The organism is Massilia oculi (assembly GCF_017582745.1).
Lineage (GTDB): Bacteria > Pseudomonadota > Gammaproteobacteria > Burkholderiales > Burkholderiaceae_D > Telluria > Telluria oculi_A.
On sequence record NZ_JAFVIM010000009.1, the window covers coordinates 176361 to 188876 of the forward strand.

The following is a 12516-nucleotide window of genomic DNA, read 5'->3' on the forward strand; positions in this document are numbered from 1 at the left end:
CAGGCCGCGGCTCACTTCGCGGCCTGCTCCTGCGCCAGGCGCAAGGCCACCTTGTGCCTGAAATAATCGTCCTTCACGTAGCGGTACAGGTTCTCGCCCGGGCACACGGTCTTGTCCGAGTAATCGCGGTGGCTCTGGATGTCGTCCAGCGAGACCTGGTATTTATCCGCCAGCATGGCCATCAAGCTCACCACCGCATCGAGCTGCTGCTGGTTCGGCTCCACCTCCTCGAAATTGCCGACCACCTCGATCAGCGCATGTCCCTTCGGGTCGTATTCGGTATTGGTGTCGCCGGCATAGGCGATGTCGCGCGCGCCGTAGATGCGGCCTTCCAGGTCGATCACGTAGTGATAGGGGATGTCGAGCCAGCCTTTCTCGGCGCGCGACCACGTCTGGAGGCGGCGCAGATAGGCTTGCGGATCGGTCCCCGGCTTGAACGGCTCGCCCTGGTGGTGCAGTGTGATATGGGTGATGCGGTGGCGGCGCGCCTTCGCATCGATGGACGGCGTGCCGCCCCAGCTGGCGACCGGCACGATGGCGCGTTCGACGTCGTGCAGGGATTCGGCGCCATGCGCACCGGCGAACGAACAGGCCAGCGCAAGAAAGGCGGCGAAACGCGAAACAGGTGCTAGGCTCATGGGCAGCTATTCAGGATGGATGAGCCGTCATCTTTCCACGTTTGACCGTGCAACGCCAGAGCATACAAACCTGATAAGCTGGATCCAACGATAACAACGTCATGAAACAGCATGAAAACCATCGCCCAGATCCTCCGCGACAGCAAGACCATCGCCATCGTCGGCATGTCGAATAAAGAAGACCGCGCCAGCAATGAAGTGGGCGCCTACTTGCAGCAGAATGGCTACCGCATCCTGCCCGTCAACCCGAGCTATGCCGGCCAGACCATCCACGGCGAGACGGTGTACGCCACCTTGCAGGACGCGGCCGACGCCCTCGCCGGCAGCGGCCAGCGCATCGACATCGTCGACTGCTTCCGCAAATCCGAAGACATCGGGCCGATCGCGCGCGACGCGATCGCCGTGCGCGCCGGCTGCCTGTGGATGCAGCTCGACATCGAGAACCAGGCCGCCGCCGACCTGGCGCGCGCCGCCGGGCTCGATGTGGTCATGAACCACTGCATCAAGATCGAGCACCGCAACCTGGAAGGGTAAACGGCGCGGTCTACGGTGGCCAGGCTTGCGCTACAATCGACGCACCTTAACCCCGTCAATACCACACCATGATCAAGACCATCGCCCTGCTGCTCGCCGCCACGGCTGCTGTCAGTGTCACCCAGCCGGCACGCGCGCAGGCCGCGCCGGTCGCCGCGCTGACCAAGAGTCCGGCCGCCTGCCCGGCCGTGCTCAAGCACAGCTTCAAGCGCCTGCAGGACGAAGCGCCGCAAGACCTTTGCCAGTACGCCGGCAAGGTCGTGCTGGTGGTGAACACGGCCAGCTACTGCGGCTTCACCAAGCAGTACGAAGGTCTCGAGAAAATCTACGCCAAGTACGGCGGCCGCGGCTTCGTGATCCTGGGCTTCCCGTCGAACGACTTCGGCCAGCAGGAACCGGGCAGCGCCAAGGAAATCGCCGACCTGTGCTTCAACACCTATGGCGTCAAGTTCCCGATGTTCGCCAAGAGCTCGGTGAAAGGCCCGCAAGCCAATCCGCTGCATGCGCAGCTGATCAAGGCCACCGGCCAGGAACCGAAGTGGAACTTCACCAAATACCTGATCGGCCGTGACGGCAAGGTGCTCGACTACTTCCCGAGCAAGGTCACGCCGGAAGATCCTCAACTGACCGGGAAGATCGAAGCGGCTCTGTAAGCTCCAGATGGAGGATCGGATAGGGCTTGCCGAACGGGTCCTGCTCCGACCGTCCCGCCACCGCGAAGCCCATGCGCTCGTAGAAGCCGAGCGCCTGCCGGTTCTGCTCATTGACGTCCACCTGCGTGGCTTTCAATTGCGCGATCGCGAACTCCACCAGGGCCCGTCCGGCGCCCTTGCCGCGGTGCTGCGGATCGACGAACAGCATCTCGATCATGCCCCCGCTCACGCCGATGAAGGCGCAGGGCTGGCCGGTCTCGTCGCGCACGCAATGCAGCGGCGTGAACTCGCGCAAGGTGCGCTCCACGATCGGCACCAGCAGCAGGAAATCGTCCGGATGCAGGAAGTCGTGGGTCGCTTGCACGGACGCTTCCCAGATGTCGAACAGGCGTGGGAGGTCGTCGTTCGCGGCGATGGTGATGCTTCGCATGGTGGTTCCTTCCGAATGTTTCTTTCGTCTCAGAGATATAACCTAGGAGATAGGCGTTTTATAAACCACACTAATAGCATGGTCATTTTGATGTAGATCATAGTTTGTTTTTCCCCACATCAATAAGCTTACCTTCGTCGCAGATGACATAAAACGAAGAAAGGTAAGAAAAAGATGAAAACGACGATGAAAACCGTGCTGGTGGCCCTGATCGCCTTGAGCGCTTCGCAAGCGATGGCCCAGGAATCCCCATGGCTGGTGCGCGCCCGCGCCGTGTACGTCGACCCGGACAACAAATCGACCCCGATCGCCGGCGTCGGCGCGGCGGACCGCCTCGAAGTGAGCACGAAGACCATTCCCGAGCTGGACATCAGCTATTTCTTCACCCCGCACATCGCGGCCGAACTGATCCTGACTTATCCACAGAAGCACAAGGCCCGCCTGGACGGCGCCGAGATCGGCACCTTCAAGCACCTGCCGCCGACCCTGAACCTGCAATACCACTTCACTCCCGGCGCGACCTTCAGCCCCTATGTCGGCGTCGGTGTGAACTACACCCGCATGTCGAGCGTCAAGCTGCTCGACGGCGCCGGCGATCTGGAAAACGATAGCTGGGGCTTGTCGCTGCAGGCCGGCGTCGACTTCCGCCTGAACGAACACTGGTCGATCAATGCCGACGTCAAGAAGGTCAACCTGCGCAGCGACGTGTACGTCGGCGGCGCCAACGCCAGCCACCTGAAGGTCGATCCGGTGCTGTTCGGCCTGGGCGTCGGCTACCGCTTCTAGGCTTCAGTTCACGCCGGTCCGCGACACGCGGGCCGGCGCGGAGAGGACCATGCATATGCCGTCAAGCAGTATGAGCCTCTCCACCTCTTGCGCGTGATCGCGTCCTGCCCGTTTCCATGGGCGAGCTTCCAGCAAAAGTATCGAGCATGGGAAAGGGCGGGGCGCGACCCACGCCTTGTACACGGCGCACGCCTCAAGTCGCGAGCACCGCGCGCAGCGGCCCGCGCAGGGCGTTGCAGACGACGATGTCGTCGGCCTGCGCCAGCATCTCTCGCGTGATCACGGCTTCGCGCGCATGCCACGCGGGCGCGGCCAGCATCACGCCGCGCATCACGCCCGGCAGCACGCCGGACGACAGCGGCGGCGTGAGCCATTCTTCGCCGAAGCGCAGGAATACGCTGCTGCGTCCCCCTTCCGTCAACTCCCCCCGCTCGTTGAAGAACAGCATATCGAAGGCGCCTTGCGCCTCGGCCGCCTTCCAGGCCGCGTCGTAGCGGCCGCGGATGCTCGTCTTGTGGCGCAGGAAGACGTCGCCGCTGTGCGTCGGCTCCTGGGCCAGCAGCAAGGTCACCGGCTCGTGCAAGGGCGCCAGCTCGCCGGACGTCAGCGTCAGCGCGCCGGCATGGTCCACCGCCAGGCGCAGGCGGTGCAGCGCATCGGAGGGCAGGGCCTGGCTGGCTTCCAGCAGCGCCACATGCGCTGCGCCGCGGTCGAAGGCAAAGCCGAAATAGGCGCAGGACGCGGCCAGGCGGTCAAGATGCTGTTCCAGATGGCGGCAGCCATGCTCGCGCGAGGCGCGGATGGTCTCGAAGATGGTGAACTCGTTGTGCAGGCCCGTGAGGAAACGCGCCTTCAGCTGGCACTCGGCGTATTCGGATTGCGCATCGCTGTCGTGGACGATGCCGGCGCCGACGCCCAGCTCTCCGCGCCGGATGCCATCCACCGGCGCGCCGAGCGCCAGCGTCCGGATCGGCACCGACAGGCAGAAGTCGCCATACGGGCGGCCGGGTGGCGCCGGATCGAACCAGCCGATCGCGCCGGTATAGATGCCGCGTGCGTCGGGCTCGAGCTCGTGGATGATCTCCATCGTGCGCCGCTTCGGCGCGCCGGTGATCGAGCCGCACGGGTACAAGGCCTTGAAGATATCTTCCAGGCCGGCGTCAAAGCGCATGCGCGCCTGCACCGTCGACGTCATCTGAAGCACGGCACCATAGCGCTGCACCTCGAACAGGGCCGGCACCTCGACGCTGCCGGTCTGCGCCACGCGGCCCAGGTCGTTGCGCAGCAGGTCGACGATCATCAGGTTCTCGGCGCGGTTCTTGGTGTCCTGCGCGAGGGCCTGGGCACGCGCGGCGTCGATATCGACTTCGCCGCTGGCCGGCGCCGTGCCCTTCATCGGCCGCGCCACCAGCATGCCCGCTTCATGGCGCACGAACAGCTCGGGCGAGAACGACAGCACGGCGCCGCCGTCCGGCAGTGTCACCAGCGCGCCATACGGCACCGGCTGGCGCGCGCGCAGGCGCGTGTACAGGGCGAGCAGCGAACCGAAGGCGTCGAAGCGCAGCCGCCAGGTGTAGTTGACCTGGTAGGTGTCGCCGGCCGCGATGTATTCACGGATGCGGTCGATCGCTTCGGTGAACTGCGCTTCATCGACATTCGCGGCGATGCCGGCGACGCCGGCCGGCTCGAGGTCCATGCTGCGCGTTGCCAGCCATGACGCCACCTGCTCGCCCGTCATGGCCTCGCAGTGGGTGAACAGCAGCACCTGCGCCAGCGGGCCGGCGAGCGGCCGGGCCGGCAGGCCCTCCAGGTGCGCACCCAGTTCATAGCTCAGCAGCGGCACGGCATGCAGGCCGTCCTGCAGCGCCTGCGACAGCGCCGCCACCAGCCGCGGCCAGCCGGCCGCGTCCTCGCACGTCAGCGTGCCCGCATGGCCGCTGTACAGGCGCGAGCGAGCCTCCCTAGCCGCGCGGGCATCGTCCAGCAGCGCGAAGACTTCGCCGGTATCCATCCTTCGGATTTTACGCCGCCAGCAGCAGGGACAGCTGGAGCGACGTGCCTTCGGTCGGATTGAGCTTGAAGCCCGTCTTTGCGAAGCGGTGCCAGCGGCCGGTGACGTAGTTCACCAGCAGGCTGGCGCGCGCGGCGACGTCGGCTTCCTGGCCGTGTCCCTGCGTGACGGCCAGGCGCAGCGCGCCCTTGAAGGCCAGTTCGACCTTGTCGTAGAACCCGTTCATGCGCAGTTGCAGGCGCTCGTCCTCATTGACCAGCGCGTCGCCGATCAGCACCCGCGTCATGCCCGGGTTGTTGGCCGCGAAGCCGAGCAGCATCTGCAGCATCGCGTGCGCCTGCGTCAGGCCGCTGTCTTCTTTCTCGGTGATCTGGTTGATCACGCCGAACACCGACGACTCGATGAACTCGATCAGTCCCTCGTACATCTGCGCCTTGCTGGCGAAATGGCGGTACAGCGCCGCTTCGGACACCGACAGGCGCGCCGCGAGCGCGGCGGTCGTGATTTTCTCGCCCTTGGGCTGCTCGAGCATCGAGGCCAGGGCCTGGAGGATTTGCAGCTTGCGCTGGCCTGGCTTCGTGCTTGCCATGGGATCCCTAGGAGTTGTTATTGGAGCGGCGCAGCCCGGAGAGCCGCGTCGGAAGTTGCCGCACGGATTTTACTTTGACATTGACGTAACCGGGGCATTTCAGGGTCCTCGGCAGGGGCGCTTTTCCAATCGGATCGCTCATCCGCGCCGTGTGACGCAGGTATTGCGTGACCCAGACGGTGCGCAGGCCCAGCTGGCGCGCGGTGCGCAGGTTGGCCAGCGTGTCTTCGACCAGGATGCAGCGCTGGGCCGCGATGCCGTATTTGCGCAACAGGCGGCGCAGCATCAGCTTCGACGGCTTCGGCCGCAACTGCCCGTGCACGTGCATGTGCTCGATCGCCACATGGTGCGAAAAGTGATTGTGCAATTTCAGACGGCGCACGATCTCGGTCGAATAGCTGTTCGGCGCATTGGTCAGCAAGATCTTGCGGCCAGGAAGACGACGCAGCAGGCGCGCCAGGCCGCGTTCGGCGCGCAACAGGGCGTCGAGCGGGCCGATGTCGTGGGTCTGGTGCAGGAAATCCTTTGCGCACACCTGGTGGTGGCGCATCATGCCGAGCAGGGTGGCGCCGTAGCGCTTCCAGTAGCCCAGGCGCGCGGCATCGACCATCTCTTGCGTGGCCGGCACGCCATCGGTGCTCAGCACGCGCGCGATATACGTGTTCATATTGGCGCTGATCGCCGGGAAGATCGCGTGCGAGGCGTCGTGCAGGGTGTTATCGAGGTCGAACAGCCAGACCGGGGCTTGGAGGGAAGAAGTAGACACAGTAATCGGCTCGCAAAGAATGCAACACGCGATTATGCCAGCGGCGCATGACGACGTCAGGGCGCAAGGTAAAACAGGGGAGGGGAGATGGTGCCCTTGACGTGGATTGAACACGTGGCCTCTCCCTTACCAAGGGAGTGCTCTACCACTGAGCTACAAGGGCGGGTAGATGCGGTGGGCAATGCCCACCGTAACGACATTCTTTGTGGGGGTTTCCCCGTCACAAAAAAATTAGTGAGACCGGATCATAGTGCCAAAAGCCTGTTCGGTCAAGACTTCGAGCAACAATGAGTGTTCGATGCGGCCATCGATGATGTGGACGGTGTTCACGCCCGATTTCGCGGCGTCCAGCGCCGACGAGATCTTCGGCAGCATGCCGCCCGAAATCGTGCCGTCCGCGAACATCTCGTCGATCTCGCGCGCCGACAGGTCGGTCACCAGATTGCCCGCTTTATCTTGCACGCCGGCGATGTTGGTCATCATGATCAGCTTCTCGGCTTTCAGGATTTCCGCGATCTTGCCGGCGACGACGTCGGCATTGATGTTGTAGGCCTGGCCGTCCTGGCCGAAACCGATCGGCGAGATGATCGGGATGAAGGCGTCGTCCTGCAGCGCTTTCACGACGGCCGGGTTGATCGCCTCGATCTCGCCGACGAAACCGATGTCGAGGAACTCGCCTGGTTTTTCCTTGTCGGGCATCGCCATGCGGCGTGCGCGGATCAGGCCGCCGTCCTTGCCGGTCAGGCCGACTGCCTGGCCACCGTAGTGGTTAATCAGCATCACGATATCTTGCTGAACTTCGCCGCCCAGCACCCACTCCACCACTTCCATGGTTTCTTCGTCGGTGATGCGCATGCCCTGCACAAAGGTGCCCTGCTTGCCAATTTTCTTCAGCGCATTGTCGATCTGCGGGCCGCCGCCGTGGACCACGACCGGATTCATGCCCACCAGCTTGAGCAGGATGACGTCGCGCGCGAAGCCGTGTTTCAGGCGTTCGTCGGTCATGGCATTGCCGCCGTATTTGATGACGATGGTCTTGCCGTGGAAGTTGCGGATGTAGGGAAGCGCTTCGGCCAGGATCTGTGCCTTCAGCGCCGTCGAAACGGCGGTCAAGTCGTCAGGTTGGTCGTCGGTCTTGAGGCTGGTCACTTGAGCGTTCATGGAGGGTCCGAAATAAATGTCGCGAGATTTTACAGCCAATGTCGTAAAGGCAGCGTAAACCTTGCGGGGAAAGGGCGGCGTCCTGTTGTATTTTATGGCAGCAATCGGTACTTTATCAGGTATGAGTATTTGCACGCGCTGCGGCGCCGAATTTGGATGCGCGATGACGGATGGCGCACGAGAACCGTGCTGGTGCACGGCCCTGCCGCCGGCCGTCGCCGTGCCGCGAGAGGCGCTCGGCTGCTGGTGCCCGGACTGCTTGCGCGCCCATATCGCCGCGCAGCCCATGCCGACGACGCCGAAGGCCGGCTGACACCTCAGCGCCGCGTACGAAAGAAACGCATCATCTCGCGGCTGGCATCCGGGCCCTTGCCGTCCGTATAGCTGCCGCGCGCATTGCCGCCGAACCAGGCGTGGCCGGCGCCATGCACCACCCAGTGTTCCGCACGCACCGTGCCGTCGTCGTCCGGATACAGGGTGCGCGTGTAGGCGTGGCCGTCCGGCACGTGGCCGGGTTCGGCCATGCCGGGGCGGGCCAGGTGGCGCGCGCCTTGCGCGACCAGTTCCTCGCCGTTGGCCGGGTGCACGGTGGTGTCGCGGTCGCCGTGGAAGACGATGATCGGCAACGGCTGTCCGCTCGTTGTGCTGCGGCGGAAATCGCCCTTCATCGCCGCCAGCGCCGACGACAGGTCGTTGGCCGAGGCAAAGGGCAGGCCGGAATGCACGCCCACCGCGGCATACAGGTCGGGATACAGCGTGCCCATGATGGTCGCCATCGCGCCGCCGGCGGACAGGCCGGCGACATACACCTGGTCCGGGTCGACCGCATGGGTGTCCATGATCGCGCGCGTCATGCCGGCGATGATCGAGGGCTCGCCTTCGTCGCGGCGCTGGTCGACCGCATTGAACCAGTTCCAGCAGCGCGAGGGGTTGGCGCCCTTGCTCTGCGCCGGATACAGCACCAGGCAGCCGATCTCTTCGGCCAGCACGTTCATCCGGGTGCCGGTGGCAAAGTCGTCCGGATCCTGGGTGCAGCCGTGCAGCATCACCAGCAGCGGCGCCGGCCTGCCGGCCTGCGCGCTCGCCACGCTGCCGGGCACGTACAGCTTGTAGTCGCGGCGGCCGGCGACGTTGGCGTGGTGACCGTCGATGAATTGACCGGGCCGGGGCGCGCGCGGCTGCTGTACAGGCGCTGGCGCCGGTGCTGGCGTTGGTGCGGCAGGCGGGGCGAAGTCGCGCATCTGGCGCTGGGCCACGCGCTGCATGACCGCTGCATTCTTGAGGGCCTGCTGTACCGCGGCGCCGGGCGCCGCCGGTCCAGCTCGCCACAGCGAGCGGGTGGCGGCGCGCATCTGGGCCAGCAGTAATCGGTGAAGTTTCATGACATTCCTTTTGTGCAGTGCACAATTTCACGCCATGAGCTTACACCAACCTGTCAAACGTTGCCGAGCGGCTGTTGCTGCAGTTTTTATGCGACTGTTTACCCACACCCTTCCACATAGTCGACGGCCGGCTTGATGCCGGCACGCATGGTCGTCAGCTTCCCCTTGCTGGCTTCGAAGATCAGTGCTTTGTTCTCGCCTTTGGGCAGGACCAGGACCTGGCCCTGTTCGTCGTATTTGTGAAGTTCGCTGCGCAGCGCGGGTTGGTGGCGCAGAGCGTCCTTGGCCGACATGCGCGCCGTGATCCCGGCGCTGTTGCGCACCACCGTCTTGGCGTCGGCGCGCACGATCATGCCGTTCTCGACCCTGAAGCTCACCTGTGGATAACGTTTGAAACGGACGATGGGGCAGGATGGATCGAGCGGCCGTGGGGTGGCGCGCTGGCCCAGCTTGCGTTCGACCTGGTCGAGCCGCTGGCCGAACTGGATCTTGCCGTAGCCATCGGGCGACAGCACCTGGCTCGAGGCCGTGGCGGAAATGCCCAGCAGGGCGGTCATTACGATGAAACGAATTTTCATGGTTCACCTCCATGCAGCAAGTTAATCGATGCGGCACTGTTCCAGGGACAGTGCGTATTGACGAGTATAGTGACTCACAAGCAAAAACGGCGCTGGACTGCCGGACGCGCGATAATGCCGCCTCCGACACATCTACGTCAGGCTTCAGGCAATGGCTCCAGAACTGCAAACCCCCGTCCCTTCGCCCTGCATCAATATCTGCAAGATGGTCCCGGAAACCGGCCTGTGCCAGGGCTGCATGCGCACGATCGACGAGATCCGCGCCTGGCGCAATGCCAGCGATGACGAGAAGCGCGCGATCTGGGCCGAGATCCGGCGCCGCGAAGCCACGCTGTTCGGCGACTGAGGCCGCGCCATGGACCTGCGTTTGCCATCGTCGGTTCATGTGCTCGAGCGCAATTGGCTGTCATCGAATAATGTCCTGCTGATCGGCGCTGACGACACGGCCCTGATCGACAGCGGCTACGTCACCCACGCGCCGCAGACGCTGGCGCTGGTGCGCCACCTGCTGGGCGATCGGCCGCTCGACCGCCTGCTCAACACCCACCTGCACTCCGACCACTGCGGCGGCAACGCAGCCCTGCAGGCGGCCTACGGCTGCCACACCGCGATTCCCGCTCTGGAAGCCGCCAAGGTCGCGCGCTGGGACGAGGCGGCGCTGAGCTTTCGCGCTACCGGCCAGCAATGCCCGCGTTTCGGCTTCGACGGCGTGCTGGCGCCGGGTGACAGCCTGCTGCTGGGCGGCCTGCGCTGGCAGGTATTGGCCGCGCCCGGCCATGATCCGCATGCGCTGCTCATCTTTTGTGCAGAAGAAGGTGTCCTGGTTTCCGGCGACGCCCTATGGCAGGACGGCTTCGGCGTGATCTTTCCCGAACTGGCCGGTGAACCCGGTTTCGACGAGGTCGGCGCCACGCTCGACCTGATCGGCAGCCTGGCGCCGCGCGTCGTCATTCCCGGGCATGGACCGGTGTTCGGCGACGTCGACGCCGCCCTGGCGCGGGCCAGGGCGCGCCTCGACTACCTGGCCGCCGATCCCGCGCGCAATGCGCGCAACGCGGTCAAGGTGCTGCTCAAGTTCCTGTTGCTCGAGCGTGGGAAGATTCCCCTGGCGGGCCTGCCGGGCCTGCTCGCCTCGATCCCGCTGGTCGAGCGGGTGCGGCCGACCGTGCTGGAGCTGGACGCCGACGAACTGGCGCAATGGGCAGCCGCAGCGCTGGTACGCGCCGGCGCGGCGCGTATCGAGGGAGAGATGTTGCTCGATCTTTAGAGGAAGGGGTCTATCACCATCGATCTAGCACGATCGTTCTTTTTTCGGGGCTATAATGCCTCGTCAACTAACCACCGAGAGCTGCCCATGACGATGCCCGCCGTGCTGCAAGACCTGTCCCTTCCCGTGATCGCCTCGCCGATGTTCATCGCCAGCGGTCCCGCCCTGGTGGCGGCCCAGTGCAAGGCCGGCATCGTCGGTTCCTTCCCGGCCCTGAACGCCCGTCCGGCCGAGCTGCTCGACACCTGGCTGACCGACCTGCAGCGCGAGCTGGCCGAGTACGCGGCCGCCCATCCGGGCGCGAAAGTGGGCCCGATCGCGGTCAACCAGATCGTTCACCAATCGAACGACCGCCTCGCGCACGACGTCGAGGTGTGCGTGAAGCACCAGGTGCCGATCATCATCTCGTCGCTGCGCGCGCCGCCGCGCGAGATGATGGATGCCATGCATTCGTACGGCGGCATCGTCATGCACGACGTGGTCTCGATCCGCCATGCCGAAAAGGCGCTGGAAGCGGGCGTCGATGGCCTGATCCTGGTGGCGGCAGGCGCCGGCGGCCATGCCGGCGCGCTGTCGCCGTTCGCGCTGGTGGGCGAAGTGCGCAAGTTCTTCAAGGGCCCGATCGCCCTGTCCGGCTCGATCGCGACCGGCGACGCGATCCTGGCGGCGCAGGCGATGGGCGCCGATTTCGCCTACATCGGTTCGCGCTGGCTGGCCACGAAGGAATCGAACGTCAGCGACGGCTACCGCGATGCGATCGTCGAATCGAGCGCGGCCGACGTGGTGTACACGAACCTGTTCACCGGCGTGCACGGCAACTACCTGAAGAAATCGATCGTGGCGGCCGGGCTCGATCCGGACAACCTGCCGGAATCGGACAAGAGCAAGATGAGCTTCGGCTCGGGCGCGGCCAAGGCCTGGCGCGACATCTGGGGCGCGGGCCAGGGAGTGGGCCTGATGGACGACGTGCCGACGGTGGCCGAGATGGTCGAGCGGCTCAAGCGCGAGTACGACGCCGCGCGGGCGCGGCTGGCGCTGTAACGCTCAATCTGCCTGCTTCAGGTCTTCCGGACGAATGGTCCACAGCCCCGGCAGGTTGCGCCAGTAGCCATACACGTCCATGCCGAAGCCGACCACGAATTTGTTGGGCAAGCTCAAGCCCACCAGGTCGGCCTGGATCGGCTTGGCGCGGCCCAGGTCCTTGTCGGCGAACACCACGACGATGACTTCGGCGGCGCCCATGTCGAGCAGGCGCTGTTTTACATGGGCCAGGGTCTCGCCTTCGTCCAGGATGTCGTCCACCACCACGATCTTGCGGCCGACCACGTTCTGGCGCGGGATCACCTTCCACACGATCTCGCCGCCGCGGTCTTCGTCGCCGTAGCGGCTGACGTGGATGTAGTCGAAGTCGAGCGGGAAGGTCAGTTGCGGCAGCAGGTGGCCGGTAAACACCACCGCGCCGCCCATCACGCCCAGCACCAGCGGGAATTCGGCGGCGCCCTCGGCGTTGAAACGGGCATTGAGTTCGTCGGCGACGCGCCGCACGGCGGCATTGACTTCGACGGGTTCGACGATCTGGGTGGCATTCGCCAGTAGCGCTCGCGCGCGCTCGTGGTGGAAATCGTGCATGGTCTTCAGTTCAGTTGAGTGCGGGACCATTATGCGTCATCCGTCTGAGCCATGCGTTCCGGTTGGCCATTCGGCAGGATTGCGGCGTATGA

General features: G+C 64.9%; 16 protein-coding genes and 1 tRNA gene. 7 read left to right on the top strand and 10 right to left on the bottom strand.

The features are described from left to right. Window positions 1–11: 11 nt before the first annotated feature. Complete coding sequence (locus J3U95_RS12955; protein ID WP_208278994.1) at window positions 12–638, bottom strand: peptidoglycan recognition protein family protein; 627 nt, start codon at window positions 636–638, stop codon at window positions 12–14. Window positions 639–749: 111 nt separating this feature from the next. Between J3U95_RS12955 and J3U95_RS12960 the strand changes: the two genes are divergently transcribed. Beyond that, window positions 750–1172 (top strand): CoA-binding protein, encoded by a 423-nt coding sequence (locus tag J3U95_RS12960; protein WP_208278995.1) that lies wholly within the window; start codon window positions 750–752, stop codon window positions 1170–1172. 68 nt (window positions 1173–1240) lie between these two features. Continuing rightward, window positions 1241–1825 carry a glutathione peroxidase gene (locus J3U95_RS12965; protein WP_229519815.1) on the top strand — a complete coding sequence of 195 codons (585 nt, stop codon included), beginning with the start codon at window positions 1241–1243 and terminating at the stop codon, window positions 1823–1825. Here the strand turns inward: J3U95_RS12965 and J3U95_RS12970 are convergent. After that, window positions 1776–2255, bottom strand: coding sequence for an acetyltransferase (locus tag J3U95_RS12970; protein ID WP_208278996.1), 480 nt, complete (start codon window positions 2253–2255; stop codon window positions 1776–1778). The two genes, J3U95_RS12965 and J3U95_RS12970, sit on opposite strands and share 50 nt — an antisense overlap. 174 nt (window positions 2256–2429) lie before the next feature. Here J3U95_RS12970 and J3U95_RS12975 point away from each other — a divergent pair, with 174 nt between their 5' ends. Beyond that, window positions 2430–3041, top strand: coding sequence for an OmpW/AlkL family protein (locus J3U95_RS12975; RefSeq protein WP_208278997.1), 612 nt, complete (start codon window positions 2430–2432; stop codon window positions 3039–3041). A 193-nt stretch (window positions 3042–3234) separates the two neighbouring features. On the opposite strand, the gene pabB is transcribed toward J3U95_RS12975, so the two are convergent. From pabB to argB, 5 genes are all read right to left on the bottom strand, one after another. Continuing rightward, window positions 3235–5052 (bottom strand): aminodeoxychorismate synthase component I, encoded by a 1818-nt coding sequence (pabB, locus tag J3U95_RS12980; RefSeq protein WP_208278998.1) that lies wholly within the window; start codon window positions 5050–5052, stop codon window positions 3235–3237. A 10-nt stretch (window positions 5053–5062) separates the two neighbouring features. Further along, entirely contained in the window at window positions 5063–5641 is a 579-nt protein-coding gene (slmA, locus tag J3U95_RS12985) for a nucleoid occlusion factor SlmA (protein ID WP_208278999.1), read from the bottom strand. Window positions 5642–5648: 7 nt separating this feature from the next. Then, a complete protein-coding gene (locus tag J3U95_RS12990) occupies window positions 5649–6407 on the bottom strand; it encodes a pyrimidine 5'-nucleotidase (protein ID WP_208279000.1) in 759 nt (252 codons plus the stop codon). A gap of 88 nt (window positions 6408–6495) precedes the next feature. Next, window positions 6496–6570 (bottom strand) — tRNA-Thr (locus tag J3U95_RS12995). A gap of 68 nt (window positions 6571–6638) precedes the next feature. Next, complete coding sequence (argB, locus tag J3U95_RS13000; protein ID WP_005664009.1) at window positions 6639–7568, bottom strand: acetylglutamate kinase; 930 nt, start codon at window positions 7566–7568, stop codon at window positions 6639–6641. 121 nt (window positions 7569–7689) lie between these two features. On the opposite strand from argB, the gene J3U95_RS13005 reads away from it, so the two are divergent. After that, a complete protein-coding gene (locus tag J3U95_RS13005; protein ID WP_208279001.1) occupies window positions 7690–7881 on the top strand; it encodes a cysteine-rich CWC family protein in 192 nt (63 codons plus the stop codon). A gap of 4 nt (window positions 7882–7885) precedes the next feature. Here J3U95_RS13005 and J3U95_RS13010 read toward each other — a convergent pair whose 3' ends face one another. Together J3U95_RS13010 and J3U95_RS13015 are read right to left on the bottom strand one after the other, a co-directional pair. Then, a complete protein-coding gene (locus J3U95_RS13010; protein WP_208279002.1) occupies window positions 7886–8950 on the bottom strand; it encodes an extracellular catalytic domain type 1 short-chain-length polyhydroxyalkanoate depolymerase in 1065 nt (354 codons plus the stop codon). A gap of 98 nt (window positions 8951–9048) precedes the next feature. After that, on the bottom strand, window positions 9049–9528 hold the full coding sequence (locus J3U95_RS13015) for a hypothetical protein (protein ID WP_208279003.1): 480 nt from the start codon (window positions 9526–9528) through the stop codon (window positions 9049–9051). Between the two features lie 151 nt (window positions 9529–9679). Between J3U95_RS13015 and J3U95_RS13020 the strand changes: the two genes are divergently transcribed. The 3 genes from J3U95_RS13020 to J3U95_RS13030 all read left to right on the top strand — a co-directional run bounded on the left by J3U95_RS13020 (window position 9680) and on the right by J3U95_RS13030 (window position 11836). After that, on the top strand, window positions 9680–9874 hold the full coding sequence (locus J3U95_RS13020; RefSeq protein ID WP_208279004.1) for a DUF1289 domain-containing protein: 195 nt from the start codon (window positions 9680–9682) through the stop codon (window positions 9872–9874). A gap of 9 nt (window positions 9875–9883) precedes the next feature. Beyond that, window positions 9884–10795, top strand: a complete 912-nt coding sequence (locus J3U95_RS13025) for an MBL fold metallo-hydrolase (RefSeq protein ID WP_208279005.1) — start codon at window positions 9884–9886, stop codon at window positions 10793–10795. A gap of 87 nt (window positions 10796–10882) precedes the next feature. After that, window positions 10883–11836 carry an NAD(P)H-dependent flavin oxidoreductase gene (locus J3U95_RS13030; protein ID WP_208279006.1) on the top strand — a complete coding sequence of 318 codons (954 nt, stop codon included), beginning with the start codon at window positions 10883–10885 and terminating at the stop codon, window positions 11834–11836. Window positions 11837–11839: 3 nt separating this feature from the next. On the opposite strand, the gene J3U95_RS13035 is transcribed toward J3U95_RS13030, so the two are convergent. Beyond that, the gene (locus J3U95_RS13035; protein ID WP_109345681.1) at window positions 11840–12424 is read right to left on the bottom strand and encodes a hypoxanthine-guanine phosphoribosyltransferase; all 585 of its coding nucleotides are present in this window, start codon (window positions 12422–12424) and stop codon (window positions 11840–11842) included. Window positions 12425–12516 lie beyond the last annotated feature (92 nt).

Coding starts and splice junctions, on each gene's coding strand:
- J3U95_RS12960 (WP_208278995.1), top strand. CDS start 750: ATGAAAACCATCGCCCAGATCCTCCGCGACAGCAAGACCATCGCCATC.
- J3U95_RS12955 (WP_208278994.1), bottom strand. CDS start 638: ATGAGCCTAGCACCTGTTTCGCGTTTCGCCGCCTTTCTTGCGCTGGCC.
- J3U95_RS13010 (WP_208279002.1), bottom strand. CDS start 8,950: ATGAAACTTCACCGATTACTGCTGGCCCAGATGCGCGCCGCCACCCGC.
- J3U95_RS12965 (WP_229519815.1), top strand. CDS start 1,241: ATGATCAAGACCATCGCCCTGCTGCTCGCCGCCACGGCTGCTGTCAGT.
- pabB (WP_208278998.1), bottom strand. CDS start 5,052: ATGGATACCGGCGAAGTCTTCGCGCTGCTGGACGATGCCCGCGCGGCT.
- J3U95_RS13005 (WP_208279001.1), top strand. CDS start 7,690: ATGAGTATTTGCACGCGCTGCGGCGCCGAATTTGGATGCGCGATGACG.
- J3U95_RS13035 (WP_109345681.1), bottom strand. CDS start 12,424: ATGCACGATTTCCACCACGAGCGCGCGCGAGCGCTACTGGCGAATGCC.
- J3U95_RS13015 (WP_208279003.1), bottom strand. CDS start 9,528: ATGAAAATTCGTTTCATCGTAATGACCGCCCTGCTGGGCATTTCCGCC.
- J3U95_RS13025 (WP_208279005.1), top strand. CDS start 9,884: ATGGACCTGCGTTTGCCATCGTCGGTTCATGTGCTCGAGCGCAATTGG.
- J3U95_RS12975 (WP_208278997.1), top strand. CDS start 2,430: ATGAAAACGACGATGAAAACCGTGCTGGTGGCCCTGATCGCCTTGAGC.
- slmA (WP_208278999.1), bottom strand. CDS start 5,641: ATGGCAAGCACGAAGCCAGGCCAGCGCAAGCTGCAAATCCTCCAGGCC.
- J3U95_RS13020 (WP_208279004.1), top strand. CDS start 9,680: ATGGCTCCAGAACTGCAAACCCCCGTCCCTTCGCCCTGCATCAATATC.
- J3U95_RS12970 (WP_208278996.1), bottom strand. CDS start 2,255: ATGCGAAGCATCACCATCGCCGCGAACGACGACCTCCCACGCCTGTTC.
- J3U95_RS13030 (WP_208279006.1), top strand. CDS start 10,883: ATGACGATGCCCGCCGTGCTGCAAGACCTGTCCCTTCCCGTGATCGCC.
- argB (WP_005664009.1), bottom strand. CDS start 7,568: ATGAACGCTCAAGTGACCAGCCTCAAGACCGACGACCAACCTGACGAC.